Genomic DNA, 17,915 nt, shown 5'->3' with positions numbered 1-17,915 from the left:
ACGCTGCCCGGGGGGGCGGGGTGAGGGGCGGCGTCGACGGCCTGGTCAGCCCGCACCCGCTGGCCGGGCTGCTGCCGTCGATGCTGCGCGAGGACGCGTTCGCGCGTGGCCTGTGCTCCGGGGTGGACGAGGTGCTGGCGCCGGTGCTGCTGACCCTGGACACCTACGCGACCTACCTCGACCCGGCCACGACGCCCTCGGACATGGTGCCCTGGCTGGCCCAGTGGCTCGGGCTGGCCGTCGACCCGCGGACCGAGCTGGCCCGGCAGCGGCAGGAGCTCCAGACCTCGAGTGAGGTGAACGCGGCGCGCGGCACCCGGCGCAGCGTCGAGCTGGTGGTCGGCGCGGCGCTCGGGCTGGCCGTGGAGGTCGTCGAGTCGGGCGGCTCCCGCTGGTCGCCCAGCCCGGGCGGTGAGCTGCCCGGCGAGCCGGAGCCGTCCTTGACCGTCGTCGTGCACCCGGCGGCCGACCAGCCGGTCGACGTCGACCGGCTGGACGCGCTGGTCCGGTCCGTGACGCCCGCCCACGTCCGGCACGTGGTCCGGGTGGAGCCGGCGTGACCTACCGCCTCGCGGTCGACCTGGGGACCAGCAGCACGGCGGCGGCGGTGGCCGTGGACTCCGGCGCTCCGCAGCTGCTCGAGCTCGGCGTCGGCACGCCCGCGATGCCGTCGGTCGTCTACCTGGGCGAGGACGGCCGATTCCTGGTCGGCGAGGAGGCCGAACGGCTCGGTGACGCCGACCCGGCCCGCGTCGCCCGCGAGTTCCGGCCGCGGCTCGGCGAGGGGACCCCCGTCGTGGTGGCCGGTCAGCCCTTCTCCGCGGAGTCGCTGCTGGTGGTCCTGCTGCAGCACGTCCTCACCCTCGCCAGCAGCCGCTACGGGGGTCCGCCGGCCGAGCTCCTGCTGCCCCACCCGGCCGGCTGGGACGACCACCGCCGCCAGCTCGTCGACGACGCCGTCACGGGGTCCGGCGTCGGCCCGGTCACGCTGTGCCAGGAGAGTGAGGGGATCGCGGCGGCGTACGCAGCCCGGCACCCGCTGGCGCCGGGTGCCCGGCTGCTGGTGTACGACCTCGGCGGCACCCTGGACGTCACCCTGGTCGAGCGGACCGACGCCGGCTTCGCCGTCCGGGGGGTGCCCGAGCACGCGGACGGGATCGGCGGCGCGGCCTTCGACGAGGCGGTCTACCGCTTCGTCCTCGGCGGCCTGGGTGAGCGCGCTCGGGGACTCGATCCGACCGATCCCGGGGCCGCGGCCGGCCTCGCCCGGCTCCGCCGCGCGTGCGTCCGGGCCAAGGAGGCGCTGTCCACCGAGACCGCGACCGGCATCCCCGTCGAGCTGCCGGACCTCAGCACGACCGTAGGGCTGACCCGCCCGGAGCTGGTCCCGCTGATCCGGCCGGCCCTGCGGGACGGCGCCGCCGTGCTCGACCGGGTGCTGACGTCCGCGTCGGTCGGGGCCGCCGACCTGGCCGCGGTGCTGCTGGTGGGCGGCAGTGCGCAGATCCCGCTGGTCGCCCCGCTGCTCGAGCGCGAGCTCGGGATCGCCCCCGACGTCCACCCCACGCACGACCTCGTTCTCGGCTCGCTGCTCGCCGGCCAGCCGATCGCGCCGGAAGGAACCCCCATGCCCGTAGCCGCCCCGCCGAAGCCGACGGTCGCCGCCGCTCCCGATCCGGTGCCCGCGCCCGCGCCCGCGCCCGATCCCGAGCCCCAGTCCGCACCCCCACCGGTACCCCTGGCCGAGCCCCGGCCCGAGCGGCCGCCCGAGGAGGTGCCGACCGTCGTCTCGTCGGCGGCGGTCACCCGACCCGTGGCGGTGGACCCGCCCGTCCCGGTTCTCGTGCCCGAGCACAGCATCCCGACGGCCACGAGCGCGCCGACCGCGCCGGACTCCTGGCTCAACTCGGTGCTGGCCGACTCCGCGAGCGGGCCGTCCTGGTCGGCGACCCCGCCGGGCGGTCAGCCCCCGCCGGCCTCCGGCTACACCGGCGGCCCGCCGCCCGGGTACAGCGGTGGACCGCCCCCCGGGTCGCCCGGACCCGCCACCGCACCCGGCGGCCAGCCGCCGCGAACCCCCGGCGGGCCCCGACGCCCGGCCGGACCGCCACCCTCAGGTCCCGGGGGCGGCTCGGGCCGCCGCCTGCTGGTGATCATCGGAGCGGTCGTGGTGGCGCTCGCCCTGCTCGCGGGCATCGGCGTCCTCGTGGTGCGGGCGATCCGCCAGCCCGAGCAGTCGGCCGCGCCCGCGCCCCAGCCCGTCCCGGTCCCGGTGCCCGTCCCCGTCAGCGGCTCACCGACCCCAGGTGGTCCGTCCGCCACGGCCACGCCGAGCGGTCCGGCCAGCTCTGGCACTCCCTCGACGCCCGGCCAGACCCCCGCGGCGCCCACCTCGCTGCCGACCTCGGCCGCGCTGCCCCTGACCACCGCGGTGGTGCCGATGAAGATCGACGGCGAGCGCGACCTCTACCTCGTGGACACCACCAAGCGGGTCAAGCCGGTCCGGCTACCCACCCCCGACGGGAGCGACGGCAGTCCGGTGATGCCACCGCAGCGGAACACGATCATCTACCTCAACGAAGGGCAGCTGCGGGTGATGGCGGCGGACGGCACCGGCGACCGGCTGCTGACCGACTCGCTGCCCAAGGGCTGCGACACCATCGAGCACCTCGCCTGGAGCCCGACGGACACCAGCCTGCTGGTGCTGCAGTGCCAGTCCGACAAGGAGGTGTCCTCGCTGCAGGAGACCCGCCTCGACGGGACGCTGGTGAAGCGGCTGAGCATCGCGAAGGACGAGATCCACGACGTCTCGATCTCCAGCGACGGCCTCAACCTCCTCTACTGGGCCAGCAACAACCACGACCTCGACGGAGGCTCGATCTACAGCATCCCCGTGGATGGCAGCGAGCAGCCGACCCGGCTGACCAAGGAGGACGCGGGTACCGACGCCGACCCCGTCTGGTCGCCCGACGGCAGCCAGATCGCCTTCCGCCGGCGGGTGCCCAACGGCACGTCCGAGGGCAACCTCGACGTCTACGTGATGAACTTCGACGGCTCGAGCCCCGAGCCGGTCGCCGAGACGCCGGCGTCGGACGTGAAGCCGAGCTGGTCCCCCGACGGCAAGCAGCTGCTGGTGATCTCCAACCGCGACTCGGCCGTGGGTGAGGCCGGCAAGACCTGGGACATGTGGCTGACCCGGGTCAAGGACGGGCGGGTGCTGCGCTCGATGGGCCTGAAGGCCGAGCTGGTGACCACCCCGTTCTGGAACAATCGCTAGGGGTGGGCGGGCCCGTCGGCTGGGCTCGTCGGCGGGCGGCCGCCTGCCACAATGGCGCGGTGAGGTGGCGCCGACAGCGAGAACGCGGTCCGTGCGCGGACCGGCGCCCGAGGTTCCCTCCGGCGACAGCTCGTCATCCCTGCAGCAGGCACGCAGGTGGGTCGCTGCGCTCCGCGCAGGAGCCCACCCGCAGGAGCACGACAGGTCGCGCGGCGCCACCTCACCTCCGCACGTGAGCCAGGATCCGGTCCGCGCGGTGGCGCGGGCGCTCGGCTGGGCGTTCCTCGCGGCGCCGGACTGGACCTCGGCGGGGCTGGTCGAGGCGGCACGAGAGACCCTCGGCCGCGACTACCCGTGGACCTCGTCGGTGGTACGGGCGGTCCTGACCGCCTACCCCCGGGCTCCGCGGGACCAGCCGGACGCCCTGGCCGAACTGGTGGCTGCGCGCCCCGCGCTGCAGGACGGTCTGGGCACCGCCCGGGCGGCGGGCGCACCGGTCCGGGTGCACCGGATCCCGACCGTGCCCGGGACGATGGCCGCGCACCGGCCGTGGCCCGTCCCCCCGGTGCCGGACCTGCCGGCGCTCGCATCGCTGCTGGAGGTGCCTTCGGAGCAGCTGCCCTGGCTGGCCGACGTCCAGGGCCGGCAGCGCCGGGTGCGGGACGGCCCGCTGCACCTGTACCGCTATCACTGGGTCTCCCGGCCCGGCGCCGTGCCCCGGCTGCTGGAGGCGCCGACGCCGCTGCTGCGGGCGGTGCTCCGACGGCTGCTGGCCGACGTCCTGGTCTGGGTGCCGCTGCACCGGTGCGCCTACGGCTTCGTCCGCGGCCGGAACGCGCTCGACCACGCCCGCCTGCACGTGGGGGCCGAGGTCGTGGTCTGCCTCGACCTGCGGCACTTCTTCGCGGCCGTCACGGCCGACCGGGTGGCCGGGTTGTTCCGCCGAATGGGCTACCCGGACGGTGTCGTGCCCACGCTCACCGGGCTGGTCAGCCACCGGACGCCGGTCCGGGTGCTCTCGGGGATGCCGGCCGGCGGCGACGTCAGCGCCCGCGCCCTGCTCCGCTCCCGGCTGCGGGCGCCGCACCTGCCCCAGGGCGCCCCGACCTCGCCCGGCCTGGCCAACCTCGCCTGCTTCACCCTCGACCGCCGCCTCGCGGGCTACGCCGCCGCGGCCGGCGCGACCTACAGCCGGTACGCCGACGACCTGACCTTCTCCGGACCGGGGTCGCTGCGTCCGGACCGACTGGTCTCGGCCGTCGCGGCCATCGTCGGCGAGGAGGCGTTCACCCTGAATCCGGCCAAGACCCGGGTCCGGCGCTCGGTCGAGCGGCAGCTGGTCACCGGGATCGTGGTCAACCGGCAGCTCGGCGTCCCGCGGGAGGACGAGGACCGGCTGCGGGCCGTCCTGCACGACGCCCGCCGTTCCGGCCCCGAAGCGGCCAACCGCGAGCATCGCCAGGACTTCCGCGCCCATCTCGAGGGCCGCGTCGGCTGGGTCGAAGCCGTGAACCCGGTCCGCGGCGCTCGGCTGCGGCGCCAGCTCGAGGCTCTCCGCTGGCCGCCGGACGCCTGAACCGGCGACGGCCCGGCCCGCGAAGGCGTCCTGCGAAGCGATCGGGTAGACCTGAGCCTGGTAGTTGCGGTCGTTGTCTACCCGGTCCCCGCTCACCGACGATCCGGTCTAGGCCACTACCCCCGGGGACTCGTGCAGGGCGGCCAGGGGCGCCTCCAGCCGAGCGGCGAGCGGCCGGTCGAGGTGCGCGGCCTCGGCCAGTAGCAGCGCGGTCGCCGCGGCGAACGCCTCGGCCAGCACGGCGTGGTCGGGCCGGGCGGCCAGGGTGGGCGCAAGCCCGGCCAGCACGGACGCGGGCAGCTGGTCGACCCCACGACCTCGATGGCTCGGCAGACCGTGACGCAGGCAGGCCAGGCTGACGAGCTGAGCCCGGAGGCCGTCGAGCATCTGCAGCGCCTGCCAGCTCCGGCCACGAGCCAGTGCCGAGCGGGTGTGGAGCGCGTAGAGCCAGGCCCAGCCGATGAGTTGACCGGGGTCAGGACCGACGATCGGTGGGGCCGGGTCCGCCGAGCCGAAGAGCAGGGCGAAGGGCTCGCCGGTGGAGGCGAAGCGTCCCGCCGGGGCAAAGGAGAGGTCGACCTGCAGTGAGTCGCGCAGCAGGAAGACGCGGTAGAGGACCGGACCCGCCCACACGTCGAGGTGGTCTGCTACCTCGGCGAGCTCACCGAGCTGCGTCGTCCACGCGTCCGCGGCCACCGACGGATCGCTACCGGGTTCCAGCCGCAGCGCCAGGTCGATGTCGGACCAGCGGTCGGTCTCGTCCCGGGCGGCAGACCCGACCAGCGCGGCTGCGGTCACCGAGGGCTCAGCGCGCGCTCGGGCCACGAGATCGACGAGCAGACGCTCGCGGGCCGCTGTGGTGAACACGCGCCGAACCTACCGCTGACGGCTCCGGCCGGCCGGCTACGACCGGTGGCTCGGCATCAGCGCGGCGGGGCGGGCGCCGGCACCTGGCAGCACCGCGGACCGCGGCAGCACCACCCCGAGGTCAGCGCGGACGCGGGCGTGAGCCCGACGCGCAACCGCGGCGGCGCTGTCGTCGCCGCTGCGCTGGCACAGCTCGACCAGCAGGGTCCAGGACGAGTCGTGGTACGGGTCGAGGGCCACCGAGCGCTGCGCCGCCCCGACGCCGGCCGCCAGCTCGCCGAGCTCCAGCGCCTCCTGCGCGGCCGCGGCCGCGGTGGTCGCGGCCAGCAGCCGGAGCCGGTCGCGCTCGGCCACCACCCACTCGGCCGGTCCGACCTCGGGCAGCAGGTCGCCGGTGTAGCGGTCGACGGCCGCCAACCCGGTGCTCAGGGCCTGGACCCCCCGGCCCGCCGCCTGCTCGCGCGCCGCCTGCCGGGCCAGCCGCTCGAAGGTGGCCACCTGGTCGTCGACCCCGGTCAGCTCGAGGGCGTACGCATCGCCGTGCCGCGGCAGGCAGTCCTCGCCGAGCCCGGCCGCGACCAGGCACTGGCGGACCGCCGACACGGCCACCTGCAGGCTGCGGATCCCGGAGGCCAGCGAGGCGTCGGGCCACAGCTCGTCGACCAGCTGCTCCCGGTGGATCGGACGACCGTGCTGCAGCGCCAGCCGCAGCAGCAGCGCCCGGACCCGGGGCCGCAGCACCGACCAGCCCGCCTCGGTGCCGCCCACCCGGAGCGAGAACCCGCCCAGGCCGCGCAGCTCCACCGACGCGGGTGCCGCCGTCCGCGGCGCGGCCGGCTCGAGCTGGCGGCGGGTCGGGTCGACGTAGCTAGCGCCGCGGCGACGGCGCAGCAGGTCGGGCAGGCCGCCGAGCCCCAACCCCTCCGCCCACGGCCGGATCGCGGCCGCCTCCTCGTGGGCCCCGGCGGAGCCCCGCCGCTGGGCGAGGGCGTTCCGGAGCGCGGTCGCCCAGGCCTGGAGCACGCTGGCGCCCAGCTCGGCCGCCACCTCCTCGGCCCGCCGCAGCGGCGCCTCGGCCTGGTGGTCCCGGTAGATCGCCGCGTACGCGTAGCCGACGGCCAGCGAGGTCAGGCAGACCGCCCAGGGATCGCCACCGCGGTCGAGGTCGGCGAGCAGGTCGGTGCAGGCCGAGACCCGCCACGGGGCCGGGTCCAGCCCGAGCAGCATCGCGGCCTGCAGCCCGTGGGCGATGCGGGAGAGCCACGGCCAGCCGTCCACGTCGGCGCTGAGCACGATCTCCTCGAAGCTGCCGGCGCCGGTGAGGTCCGGGGCGATCAGCATCTCGACGAGGTGGCCGGCCAGCCGCAGGGCCAACGGCTCCCAGGCCGCGGCGCCGGCCCCGGGCTCGGCGGAACGCAGGATCGCGACGGCCCCTGGGAGGTCACCGGCCAGCATGGTGGCCAGGCCGCGGGTCAGGTCGTGCTCGGCGGCGCCGGGGTCGCGGACCTCGCGGGTGATCTGGCGCAGCTCGGCCGAGAGCCGCAGCCCCCGACCGGCGCCCGGCAGCGGCTCGCCCGTCGGCTGCGGGAGCCAGACGGCCGCCGCGGCCCGTTCCGCGGCGCACCGGCGGCTGAACTCCCGGTCGTCCAGCAACAGCTCGGCCTGGCGGAACGCGGCCACCGACTCCGTCACCAACCCGTTCCGCAGCAGTCGGCGGGCGCCGGCGAGCACCAGTCCGGGGTCGTCGGTGGGCGCGCCGGGCAGAGCCAGCATTCCCCAGAGCGCCTCGTCGCCGCGGACGGGCAGGGCGTCCGGCTGGAGCAACCGGGCCACGGCGCCCCAGTCCTCGGCTCGGGCGTGTGCGCGGACGGCGGCCGCCGGCCGACCGGCCTGCTCGAGCAGTTCCCCGCTGCGCGAGTAGAGGGCGCGCGCCGCCTCGCCACCGAGCTCGTCGACCAGCACCACCTCCAGGTGGGTCTGCAGCACCTGGTGGAAACGGAAGGTCAGGCCACCGTCCGCGCTGGTGGTGAAGAACTGCTCCGCCTCGAGGTCGGCCAGCTCCGCAGCCGAGCCGGAGGTGCCGAGCAGCGCGTCGGCCAGGTCGCCGGTGAGCACGCCCAGGGTGCAGGTGCGGAGCAGGAAGTCCCGGCGCCGAGCGCTCAGGCCGGCCAGCACGTTGCGGGCCAGGTAGGAGCGGATCAGCCGGGAACGCCCGCCCAGCTGCTCGACCGACCGCTCCCGGTCGGCCCGGCTCAACGTCGACGTGGCCAGGTGGAACAGCTGCAGACCCGCCGCCCAGCCGCCCGTCCGCCGGGTCAGCGCCGCCGCGGCCTCTGGCGAGAGGGGCTTCTCATAGACGGTCTGGAACAGCTCCTCGACCTCCCACGAGCGAAAGCGCAGGTCGTTGCCGTCCAGCTGTTGCAGCTCGCCGGAGACCAGCAGCCGGGGGATGTTGACCTGCGGCGGACGCCGGCTGCCCAGCAGCACCCGGACCTTGCGCGGCCGCAGAGCCAGGAACCGTTCCAGGGCCCGCTCCGCCTCGCTGTTGGCGATCTCCTGCAGGTCGTCCAGGATCAGCTGGACCGGGCGTACGGCCGGGTCCTCGAGGGCGGCGAGCAGCCCGGCCACCCGACCCGCGGCGGCGGACTCGATCACCCCGGGCAGGCCCAGCGCGGCCCCGAGGGTGTGGCCGAGGTGACGGGTGAGGGCCACCTCGTCGTCGTCCTCGGCCCCCATCCGGTACCAGGCGACCCGCTCGGTCGAGGCGGCCGCGAGGTGGCTGAGGAAGGTGGTCTTGCCCGATCCGGGGGGAGCCAGCACCAGCCCCAGCGAGGCGGTGGTGGGCCCATCGGCCACGCCGTGGCCCAGCCGGCTGCGGACCAGCCCGCGCAGGTCGGGACGCCGCACCTTCTCGAGGAAGATCACGGGGTCCATGGCGGGTCCTCCCCGCTGGCGTGGATGTCCATCACGGGGTAGAGGAGCGGCCGGCACCCGCTGATACGTCCGTCGCAGGTCCTCCGCGAACACCCCCCGCGGCTCGACCGGTCGGCGATGTCGAGACGCCGCTGGTCCAGCTCGGGGTCATCGACACTCCAGGAGCCCGTGAAGGGGGCCGCTCCCTGGGGCGGGAGGGTGGCTCAGTGTAGGACTGTTCGCGCAGCTGTGGCTATGCCGACAAGGTCGGGCCGGTCAGCGGGCGAGCGGCGGCCGGTAGCCCGGGCGACCGGCCGTACCGGCGGCGGTGACCACGCTGCGACCGATCGCTCCGGCCACCCGGTTCAGGACCGAAGGCGGTTCGCCGGAGACGCGGGGCGGCATCACCACCACCGGACAGCTCGCGGCGTAGACCAGCCGATGAGCGAACATCGGCCCGGCGAGCAGCTGCCGCGGGGCGTCGACCACCAGCAGGTCGGCACCGGCGGCGGCCTTGATCAGCACCCCGTACTTGCCGCCGCGGACCAGCCTGATCTCTGCGGCGTGGTCCGCGCCGAGCGTGGCGGCCACGTCGGCCGCCAACGCCTCCTGCGCCGCCTGCTCCACGTCCGGCCCGCGGGCGATCCGGCTCGCCGGCGTCCCCGAGGGCGTGGCCTGGGGGCTGGGCAGCCTCCAGGCGCGGACGGCGATCAGCCGGCCACCGTTCTGCCGCGCCTGGGCTGCGGCCCAGGCCAGGGCGGTCGGTGACGTCGAGGTCGCGCTGACCCCCACCACGATCGTGTACGGCTGCTCGTCGGTGACCATGTCCGCCCCTCAGACCGGGAGTTTGGAGATCTGGTTGCCCTGCTCGTCGTAGCTGCTGAGGGGCGGGGCGATGTCCTCCAGCGCCTTGCCCTCGGCGTCCACGCCGAACCGGAACGCCACCAGCCCTCCGACCAACATGATCACCGAGGCCATCACGTAGCCCCAGAAGAGCGGGTTGCGGGCCGTCCCCTCGCCCACGAGGGCGCCGAAGATCACTGGTCCCAGCGCGCCGAAGAGCTGGGCGACGGAGAAGAAGTAGGAGATCGCCTGCCCGCGGACCTCCAGCGGGAAGATCTCCGAGACCGTGAGGTAGCCGGCCGAGGCGCCCGCGGAGGCGAAGAAGAAGGACAGGCACCACAGGGCGGTGTGGGTTCCCGCGGTGAGGGCGTCGGCCTTGAACAGCACGGCGGATACGAAGAGCACGACGGCCGCGATGCCGTAGCAGCCGCCGATCATCCGGCGCCGGCCGATCGTGTCGAAGAGCCGGCCCAGCAGCAGCGGACCGAGCAGGTTGCCCACCGCGAACGGGAAGAAGTAGAACGCCGCGCCCGACTCGGACTTGCCGTAGAAGTGCTGCAGCACGAGCGCGTAGGTGAAGAAGATCGCGTTGTAGAGGAAGGACTGGGTGATCATCAGCGTCAGGCCCAGCACGGTGCGGGTGGGGTAGAGCTTGAAGAAGACGTACCGCAGCTGCTTGCCGGTGACGCCCTCGTGGGCCTTGATCCACCAGGCCTGGGCCTCATCGAGCTCTGGCGGCTGCTGACCGTGGGAGCGGACGTCCTCCTCGATGCCCGCGACGACCTTCTCCGCCGCCTCGGACTGGCCGTGGGTGACCATCCACCGGGGGCTCTCGGGGATGTGGCGACGCAGGTAGATGATGAACAGGCCCAGGACCGGACCGATGAAGAAGCCGATCCGCCAGCCCACGTTGGTGGCGACGTGGTCGGGGTTCAGCAGGAAGACGTTCGCGAAGGCACCGAGGCCTGCCCCGAACCAGTAGGTGCCGTTGATCGCCAGGTCCACCCGGCCGCGGTACTTGCCGGGGATCAGCTCATCGATCGCGGAGTTGATCGCGGAGTACTCACCGCCGATGCCCAGGCCGGCCACGAAGCGGAAGGCGAAGAGGAAGTACATGTTGGGGGAGAGACCCGCCACCCCGGAGCCGACGAGGTAGATCAACAGCGTCAGCACGAAGAGCCGTTTACGGCCGAGCTTGTCGGTGAGCCGACCGAAGACCAGCGCTCCGATGACCTGGCCGACCAGGTAGACCGTGCCCGCCAGGCCGACCTGCGTCGTCGACATGCCCAGCGATTTCTGGTAGCCGGCCGCGGCGACCAGCTGGACCTCGAGACCGTCGAGGATCCAGGCCGTCCCGAGGCCGACGATGACCAACCAGTGGAACCGCGACCAGGGCATCTTGTCCATCCGCACCGGGATGAGGCTCTTGATCGGCTTCTCGTCCTGGACTGCTGCAGCTGACATCGGCGTCACACTCCTCGATCCGTGGCTCCCCGCGCTCGGTCCGCGAGGCCCTCGAGATGATCATGCCCCCAGGGTTCGCGGACGGAACGGCACCCCCGAAGACGCCGAACGGCGGCCGCTACCCGTGAGGGAGGTCGGCCGCCGTCGCGGAGGTGGGTCAGACGCGGGCGCCGCGGCGGGCGCCGGTCCGGGTCCAGATCAGCAGCACGATGACCGCGCCGATGACCGAGCCGATGATGCCGGCCGGCTGGAAGAAGCCGCCCGAGGAGTCCTGGTGGAAGATCAGGTAGCCCAGGAACCCTCCGACGAACGATCCGATGATGCCGAGCAGGATCGTCATCGCGATCGAGATGTCCTGTCGTCCGGGGACGAGGAGGCGGGCCAGGGCGCCGGCGATGAGGCCGACGACGATGAGGCTGATGATGAGGCCGATCATTGCGGTGCCTTTCTGTTGGTGGAGCTGCGGTGCACCGGGCAGCGTCTCGACGGGGTGCCCACTGCGGTGATGAGTGCAACTCTTTCACCCCAAGGGGGGCTGTGCTACACCCCTAGGGGGGTTAGTGTGGCTCACGTGACTACCCCTCCCGTGGGCTCCCGCCGGCCCTTCACCATCGCGCTCGTCGACGACTACGACGTGGTCGTGATGGGCGTGGCCAACATGTTGGAGCCGTACCGGGACCGGGTGGTGATCGCCGAGATCGACACCAACGCCGCGGTCAAGGACCCGGTCGACGTCGTGCTGTACGACTCGTTCGCCCAACCGGAGTCCGACCAGCAGGAGATCAAGGTGCTGGTGGACAACCCGGCCGCCCGCAAGGTCGTGGTCTACACCTGGAACTTCGCGCCCGAGCTGCTCGCGAGCGCCCAGCAGCACGGGGTGGCGGGCTACCTCTCGAAGTCGCTACCGGCCCGGGAGCTCGTCGCGGCGCTGGAGGCGGTGCACGCGGGCGAGACGGTGATCAGCGAGCCGCCGCGCCGGGCCCGCAGCGCCAGCGGCCTCGACTGGCCGGGTCGTCGTGAGGGGCTGACCGACCGCGAGGCGGAGATCCTCGCACTGATCACCCAGGGGAAGAACAACGCCGAGGTTGCCCAGCTCACCTTCCTCAGCCCCAACACCGTGAAGTCCTACATCCGCTCGACCTACCGCAAGATCAACGTGACCAGCCGCACCCAGGCCGTTCTGTGGGGCGTCGACCGCGGCTTCACCCCGGACCACCACCGGATCGAGCACTGGCGGGGCGGCCCGTAGGCGTGCCCGGTGCTGGTCCGCTCAGGACGAGGTGTCGAGGGGTCGCATCCGGCCGAGGCGTTCGTCCTCCTCGTGCCAGATGGTGCGGTGGTCGGCCCAGGTCCGCCAGTGGGCCGCCAGCTCCGGCGTGTGGTAGATCACGCTCAGATCGTGGTCCTCGCCGTAGTAGAGGCGGTTGACGGCGGCGGCGGTGACCCCGTGGCTGGGTCGTAGCCCCAGCTGCACCGGGTCGCCCTCCTGCAGCACGCCTTCGCGCAGGATCCGTAGCAGCACGCCCGGTCGGCGGGACGCGGCGGCGCGCCGTGGGAACCCGGGGTCGCCGGTCCGCAGGCCGAGCTTCCAGCACGGTGTCCGCGGCTCGGTGATCTGCAGCACGGCGGTGCCGACGTGCCAGGTCTCCCCGATCACGGCGTGGGTCAGGTCGAGCCCGCGGGTGGTGAGGTTCTCACCGAAGTAGCCGTTCGGCACCGGGCGGCCCAGCTCGGACTCCCACCAGTCCTCGTCCTCGCGGGCGTAGGCGTAGACCGCCTTGTCGGGCCCGCCGTGGCTCTTCCGGTCGGACTGGTCGTCACCCTCGAGGTTGTGGCCGCGGACCCCGACGGGCCCCTCGACCCGCTCCTTGAAGATGCTGCTGACCAGCGTCCGGCCCAGCCACTCATACGTCTGCGGGCCGCCGACCTGGACCGAGAGCACCCGGGCCGGCTCGGTCGGCCGCCTCGGTGGCTCGATGGGGGGCTCGATGGGGGGTTCGGTGGGGTGAGGAGAAGACGTCACGACGACCTCCGTCAGGCCAGAACGCGGCGCCCCACGCGGTAACGGCTGACCGATGGGTGCGTCCCCCGCCGGAATGAGGACGATTCTGGCACGTCGGCGCCGCCGGAGCGTCGGCGCGCGGGGCTTGACTTCGGCACGTAGGGTCGCGAGCAAGCGCGTGTTCCAGGTCACATCGAGCTCGGGAGCCCCTCATGGACGAACTGCATCCTGCGGCAGGCGCGAGCCTGACGCCCCGCCCCAGCCGGCGCAGCTTCTTGTCGCTGACCGGCCTGGCTCTCGGGGGTGCGGCCCTCGGACTGGGCGCAACCGGCTGCGGTACGGCGCAGACCGGCAACAGCACCGGCGACGGCAACGCGAAGGGCCGACCGGGTACGGCGGGGGACACCCTCTTCGTGTTCGTCGCCTCGGGCGTGCCGACGAACTTCAACCCCCTGGGCGCGACCCCGGCCTGGCCGACCGCCAACGGGCAGTCGCAGCTGATCTATGAGACGTTGCTGCGCTTCGACCTGCTCGACGGGTCGCTCAAGCCGGGCCTGGCGCGTGAGCTGCAGCAGCCCGAGCCAGGCACGTTGGTGCTGCCGCTGCAGGAGGGCACCACCTGGACCGACGGCACCGAGCTCACGGCTGACGACGTCGTCTTCACCTTCGAGCTGTCCAAGAAGGTGAGCCTGAACTACTCCAACCTCTGGACCTACCTCGAGTCGGTCGAGGCGACCGATCCCCGCACCGTGACGTTCACGGTGAAGAAGAAGCCGTTCAACCCGAACTCCGTCAAGGACGCGCTCAGCAGCGTCTTCATCGTCCCGAAACACGTCTGGGAGCCCTTCGGCGACAAGGTGACGGGCCAGACGAACCTGAAGCCCGTCGGCAGCGGCCCGTTTGTGCTCGACCACTACGACCAGACCCAGATCAACCTCAAGCGGTTCGACAGCTACTGGGGCAAGGCGGCCTTCGGCACGCCCGCCATGACCACCATCAACCACCCGATCTTCAAGGACAACAACAGCTCCGACCTCAAGCTGGAGAGCGGCGAGCTCGACGCCGCACAGACCTTCACCGCCCAGATCTGGAAGATGTGGGAAAAGGGCAAGCCGGTCGGTACCTGGCTGAAGGAGAAGCCCTACTACCTGCCGGGAAACCTGCCCCTGCTGGAGATCAACAGCTCGGTCAAGGGTTTGGACAACCAGAAGGTGCGGTTGGCCATCGCCTACGCGATCGACTACCCGAACATCGCCAGCACCGCGATGTCGGACTATTCCGACCCGGCGAACGCCAGCCTGATGTTGCCGACCGGCGCCGAGGGCAAGTACTACGACCAGGCGACTGTCGACAGCCAGGGCTGGACGCACGACCCGACGAAGGCGGTCTCGATCCTGGAGGACGACCTGAAGTGCACCAAGGGCAAGGACGGGATCTACTCCCTGCCCGACGGCACCCGGCTGGGGCCCTGGGAGGCGATCACCCCGACCGGCTGGAGCGACTGGAACACGGCGCTGGAGATCGTCGCCAAGTCGTGCCAGGCCGTCGGCATCGACGTCAAGACCAAGTTCCCGCAGGCGCCGCAGGTGACCACCATGATCCAGAACGGCAACTTCGAGCTCGCGTGCTGGAACGCGTCGGGCGTCAGCGTGGCCAGCCCGTGGACGCGTTTCCGGGACGTGCTGGACGACCGGGGGATCCCCCCGTTCGGCAAGACGGCGTTCGCGAACTTCACCCGCTTCTCCCACCCCGACGTCGCCGGGCTGCTCGACTCGGTCGGCGCGGCCAGCTCCGATGCCGAGCTGAAGGAGATCTACGGAAAGCTCGACGCAATCTACCGTGAGGGCATCCCGGTGGTGCCGCTGATGTACCGGCCGAACGAGTTCTATGAGTACAACGAGTCGAACTGGACGAACTTCCCCGACGAGAAGAACCCGTACGCCCCGCCCGGATGGACGGGCGCCTCCATCGGCTGGATCTTCGGGATCAAGAAGGTCGGTACCTGATTCCCCTGCCGCGGCCGTCGGGGCACCGAAGGGCTGCGTGACCCGGCTCCCGGCTTTTCCGTCCGCCTACAGTGGCCGCCATGACCGGGCGGAGGCAGTCGGCCGGCCGGTGGGCCGTGGTGCTGCTCGCGGCCGCGCTGCTGGTCGTCGTCCCGCCGTTAGTCCAGAGCCGGCCGGCGGTGGCGTCCTCGCTCTCGGCGCCGGACCTGGCGCAACGGGTGCAGGGGTCGGTGGACGTGGCCTGGTCGGGGGTGGCGGTCAGCGCGGGCGCCCTGGCGGTGCCGGACAACGACTCGTTCGCGACCCTGGCCGACCTGCTCGGTGGCGACAACACGCTGCGCGCGTGGTGGCGGGGGGCCGAGTACTGGCGGGTGGACCGCCTGCGCAGCACGGGCGAGACCGACCTGTTCCGGCACGGCGCCTACACCACCCGCTGGGTCTTCGAGTCCGAGACCGCCACGATCTCGCCGGTGTCGCGGATCCGGCTGCCGGACGCCTCCGACCTGCTGCCGCCGACGCTGGGCCGCTCCATGCTGCAGGGCGCGCACGAGGCCGAGCTCAGCCGGCTGCCGGCGCGTCGGGTGGCCGGGGTCGACGCCCCGGGGCTGCGGCTCACCCCCGACGACCCGGCCGCCACCGTGGACCACGTCGACCTGTGGGCCGATCCCGAGACAGGCCTGGCGCTCCGGGTGGAGCTGTACGCGGCCGGCGAGCCGCGGCCGGTCGTGAGCTCGACGCTGGAGTCGCTCGACCGGAGGACGCCGGCCGCCGCGACCACCGCGTACAGTCCGTCGGCCGACAGCCGGATCGCCTTCGACGAGTCGGTCGACGTGGCGGCCGCCGCGAACGCCCTGACCGACCTGGACCTGCCGGCCACCCTCGCCGGGCTGAGCTCGCGGAGCGGTGACGACCCCGGTGGCGTCGGCGTCTACGGCCGCGGTCCCACCGCCCTGATCGTGCTGCCGTTGCGCGGCCAGGTCGCCGGCCCGCTCCGCCAGCAGCTCCGGTCCAGCGGTGGTGCGACGGACACGGCGGCGGGCACGCTGGGCCCGGTCGGCCCGATCGGGGTGCTGCTCACTCCCCGCCGGAACGGACCGACGCTGCTGCTCGCGGGCACGGTCACCCCTCCGACCCTGGAACGCGCGGCCGCTCAGCTGCTCGGGACCCCGTGACGGGGCCGGTGATCGCGACGGCCGCGCTGACCAAGCGCTACGGCGAGCTGCGGGCGGTCGACGGCGTCGACCTGGACGTGCGCGCCGGGGACGTCTACGGCTTCCTGGGCGCGAACGGCTCGGGCAAGACCACGACAGTCCGGATGCTGCTCGGCCTGGTGCTGCCCACCTCCGGCACCGCCGAGGTGCTCGGCCGACCGATGCCGGCCGGCCGGCGTGAGGTGCTGCCGCGGGTGGGGGCGCTGGTCGAGGGGCCGGGGGCGTACCCGCACCTGTCCGGTCGGACCAATCTGGCCCTGCTGGACGCGAGCGGTGCCGACCGGATGTCTCGTCGCGGACGGCGGACCCGGATCACCGAGGTGCTCGCCGAGGTGGGCCTCGACCCGGCGGACTCCCGACCCGTCCGGGCGTACTCGCTGGGGATGCGGCAGCGGCTGGGCCTGGCCGCGGCGCTGATGCGCCGTCCGTCTCTGCTCGTGCTGGACGAACCGACGAACGGGCTGGACCCCCAGGGCATCGCCGAGATCCGGGAGCTGTTGCTGCGGCTGAACGCCGGCGGCACCACCATCTTCCTGTCCAGCCACCTGCTCGCCGAGATCCAGCAGATGTGCACCCGGGTCGGGGTCCTGGACCGTGGCCGGCTGGTGCTGCAGGAGCAGCTGGAGGTGCTGCTGCGGCCGACCGGCCTGGTGGCGGTACGGACGCCGGATCTCGCCCGCTGCCGTGACCTGCTCGGCGGCATGGTCGCCGCCGTCGAGGACGACCGGCTGCTGGTCCGGGCCGCCGAACCCGCTCGGCTGAACGCCTACCTGGTGGGCGAGGGGATCGCGGTGACCGAGCTCGCCCCGTACCGCCGTGACCTCGAGCAGCTGGTGCTCGAGGCGGCCGGCCCCGGGGCGCACCGATGATCACCGTCGAGCTGCTGAAGATGCTGCGCCGGCCCCGGACCTGGGTGATCATCGGCATGCTGGTCGCGCTGCCCACGCTGGTGGCGGTGCTGCTGGCGGTCACCGATCTCGGTCCGCAGCCGGGGACGGGGCCGCCGTTCCTGTCCGCGGTGCTGACCGACGGCACGCTGTTCCCGCTCGCGGCGCTCGGCGTCGTCCTGCCCTTGTTCCTGCCGATCGCGGTGGCCGTCCTGGGCGGGGACGCGGTCGCCGGAGAGAGCCAGACGGGCACGTTGCGGTACCTGCTGGTTCGGCCCGTCGGACGGACGTCGCTGCTGGTGGCCAAGCTGACCACGGTGATCGCGTTCGTGCTGATGGCGGTGCTGGTGGTGGCGGCCGTCTCCTACATGGAGGGCCGGCTGCTGCTGGGCAGGTCGACCGCGGCGGGCACGGTCAGCCTCAGCGGCTCGACGCTGAGCTCGTCCCAGGTGGCGGGCCGGACGGCGATGGCGCTGGGCTACGTGGTGGTCTGCATGCTCGGGGTCGCGGCGGTGGCACTGTTCTTCTCCACGCTCACCTCGTCCTCGATCGGCGCGGCGCTGGGCACCATCGGGCTGCTGATCGCGTCCACCGTTCTGCTCGGGCTGGACGCGGCGCAGTCGCTGCACCCCTACCTGCCCACCCGCTACTGGCTCTCGTTCGTGGACCTGTTCCGCGACCCGATTCTCTGGCGCGACGTCGTCCGCGGGCTGCTCGTCCAGCTCGCCTACCTGGTCGTCTTCAGCCTCGCCGCCTGGGCTTGGTTCACCAGCAAGGACATCGAGGACTGAGCCGTGGTGTCCCGCTCGCGCCCGGTCGACGCCCGACTTGTCAGAACTCAGGTGTCCCGGGGGACAACTCAGTTCTGA

Annotated in this window: 14 protein-coding genes; 8 read left to right on the top strand and 6 right to left on the bottom strand. The window is 73.2% G+C overall.

What is annotated here, in order from left to right; translation table 11 throughout:
- Window positions 1-20: 20 nt before the first annotated feature.
- From ACFE7W_RS15515 to ACFE7W_RS15505, 3 genes are all read left to right on the top strand, one after another.
- Window positions 21-560, top strand: coding sequence for a phage tail protein (locus ACFE7W_RS15515; RefSeq protein ID WP_375425716.1), 540 nt, complete (start codon window positions 21-23; stop codon window positions 558-560).
- Window positions 557-3,277 carry an Hsp70 family protein gene (locus tag ACFE7W_RS15510; protein ID WP_375425715.1) on the top strand — a complete coding sequence of 907 codons (2,721 nt, stop codon included), beginning with the start codon at window positions 557-559 and terminating at the stop codon, window positions 3,275-3,277. The genes ACFE7W_RS15515 and ACFE7W_RS15510 overlap by 4 nt, the downstream gene beginning before the upstream one ends.
- A gap of 232 nt (window positions 3,278-3,509) precedes the next feature.
- A complete protein-coding gene (locus tag ACFE7W_RS15505) occupies window positions 3,510-4,853 on the top strand; it encodes a reverse transcriptase family protein (protein ID WP_375425714.1) in 1,344 nt (447 codons plus the stop codon).
- Between the two features lie 108 nt (window positions 4,854-4,961).
- Here ACFE7W_RS15505 and ACFE7W_RS15500 read toward each other — a convergent pair whose 3' ends face one another.
- The 5 genes from ACFE7W_RS15500 to ACFE7W_RS15480 form a co-directional block, all read right to left on the bottom strand.
- Window positions 4,962-5,720, bottom strand: a complete 759-nt coding sequence (locus ACFE7W_RS15500) for a nucleotidyltransferase domain-containing protein (protein WP_375425713.1) — start codon at window positions 5,718-5,720, stop codon at window positions 4,962-4,964.
- A 36-nt stretch (window positions 5,721-5,756) separates the two neighbouring features.
- Window positions 5,757-8,654, bottom strand: a complete 2,898-nt coding sequence (locus ACFE7W_RS15495; RefSeq protein WP_375425712.1) for a BTAD domain-containing putative transcriptional regulator — start codon at window positions 8,652-8,654, stop codon at window positions 5,757-5,759.
- Between the two features lie 255 nt (window positions 8,655-8,909).
- On the bottom strand, window positions 8,910-9,458 hold the full coding sequence (locus tag ACFE7W_RS15490) for a universal stress protein (protein ID WP_375425711.1): 549 nt from the start codon (window positions 9,456-9,458) through the stop codon (window positions 8,910-8,912).
- A gap of 9 nt (window positions 9,459-9,467) precedes the next feature.
- Window positions 9,468-10,940 (bottom strand): MFS transporter, encoded by a 1,473-nt coding sequence (locus ACFE7W_RS15485; RefSeq protein ID WP_375425710.1) that lies wholly within the window; start codon window positions 10,938-10,940, stop codon window positions 9,468-9,470.
- Between the two features lie 157 nt (window positions 10,941-11,097).
- Window positions 11,098-11,376: a GlsB/YeaQ/YmgE family stress response membrane protein gene (locus ACFE7W_RS15480; protein WP_375425709.1), complete on the bottom strand. Its 279-nt coding sequence runs from the start codon at window positions 11,374-11,376 to the stop codon at window positions 11,098-11,100.
- Between the two features lie 135 nt (window positions 11,377-11,511).
- On the opposite strand from ACFE7W_RS15480, the gene ACFE7W_RS15475 reads away from it, so the two are divergent.
- Window positions 11,512-12,189: a DNA-binding response regulator gene (locus ACFE7W_RS15475; protein ID WP_375425708.1), complete on the top strand. Its 678-nt coding sequence runs from the start codon at window positions 11,512-11,514 to the stop codon at window positions 12,187-12,189.
- A gap of 21 nt (window positions 12,190-12,210) precedes the next feature.
- Here the strand turns inward: ACFE7W_RS15475 and ACFE7W_RS15470 are convergent, their stop codons facing one another.
- Window positions 12,211-12,963 carry an MOSC domain-containing protein gene (locus ACFE7W_RS15470; protein WP_375425707.1) on the bottom strand — a complete coding sequence of 251 codons (753 nt, stop codon included), beginning with the start codon at window positions 12,961-12,963 and terminating at the stop codon, window positions 12,211-12,213.
- Window positions 12,964-13,154: 191 nt separating this feature from the next.
- Here ACFE7W_RS15470 and ACFE7W_RS15465 point away from each other — a divergent pair, with 191 nt between their 5' ends.
- The 4 genes from ACFE7W_RS15465 to ACFE7W_RS15450 all read left to right on the top strand — a co-directional run bounded on the left by ACFE7W_RS15465 (window position 13,155) and on the right by ACFE7W_RS15450 (window position 17,837).
- Window positions 13,155-14,948 carry an ABC transporter substrate-binding protein gene (locus tag ACFE7W_RS15465; protein ID WP_375425706.1) on the top strand — a complete coding sequence of 598 codons (1,794 nt, stop codon included), beginning with the start codon at window positions 13,155-13,157 and terminating at the stop codon, window positions 14,946-14,948.
- Between the two features lie 80 nt (window positions 14,949-15,028).
- Complete coding sequence (locus tag ACFE7W_RS15460) at window positions 15,029-16,120, top strand: hypothetical protein (RefSeq protein ID WP_375425705.1); 1,092 nt, start codon at window positions 15,029-15,031, stop codon at window positions 16,118-16,120.
- Entirely contained in the window at window positions 16,117-17,028 is a 912-nt protein-coding gene (locus tag ACFE7W_RS15455) for an ABC transporter ATP-binding protein (protein ID WP_375425704.1), read from the top strand. The genes ACFE7W_RS15460 and ACFE7W_RS15455 overlap by 4 nt, the downstream gene beginning before the upstream one ends.
- Window positions 17,025-17,837, top strand: a complete 813-nt coding sequence (locus ACFE7W_RS15450) for an ABC transporter permease (protein WP_375425703.1) — start codon at window positions 17,025-17,027, stop codon at window positions 17,835-17,837. The genes ACFE7W_RS15455 and ACFE7W_RS15450 overlap by 4 nt, the downstream gene beginning before the upstream one ends.
- Window positions 17,838-17,915: the final 78 nt, after the last annotated feature.

The sequence above is a fragment of the uncultured Friedmanniella sp. genome (assembly GCF_964244285.1).
In the GTDB taxonomy this organism is placed as follows: domain Bacteria; phylum Actinomycetota; class Actinomycetes; order Propionibacteriales; family Propionibacteriaceae; genus Microlunatus.
Note: the sequence above shows the minus strand (reverse complement) of the source record. Positions and strands in the feature narration are given on the sequence as shown.

Excerpts from the sequence above, each read along its gene's own strand:
- ACFE7W_RS15495 (WP_375425712.1), bottom strand. The coding sequence starts at position 8,654 with ATGGACCCCGTGATCTTCCTCGAGAAGGTGCGGCGTCCCGACCTGCGC.
- ACFE7W_RS15490 (WP_375425711.1), bottom strand. The coding sequence starts at position 9,458 with ATGGTCACCGACGAGCAGCCGTACACGATCGTGGTGGGGGTCAGCGCG.
- ACFE7W_RS15485 (WP_375425710.1), bottom strand. The coding sequence starts at position 10,940 with ATGTCAGCTGCAGCAGTCCAGGACGAGAAGCCGATCAAGAGCCTCATC.
- ACFE7W_RS15480 (WP_375425709.1), bottom strand. The coding sequence starts at position 11,376 with ATGATCGGCCTCATCATCAGCCTCATCGTCGTCGGCCTCATCGCCGGC.
- ACFE7W_RS15465 (WP_375425706.1), top strand. The coding sequence starts at position 13,155 with ATGGACGAACTGCATCCTGCGGCAGGCGCGAGCCTGACGCCCCGCCCC.
- ACFE7W_RS15460 (WP_375425705.1), top strand. The coding sequence starts at position 15,029 with ATGACCGGGCGGAGGCAGTCGGCCGGCCGGTGGGCCGTGGTGCTGCTC.
- ACFE7W_RS15450 (WP_375425703.1), top strand. The coding sequence starts at position 17,025 with ATGATCACCGTCGAGCTGCTGAAGATGCTGCGCCGGCCCCGGACCTGG.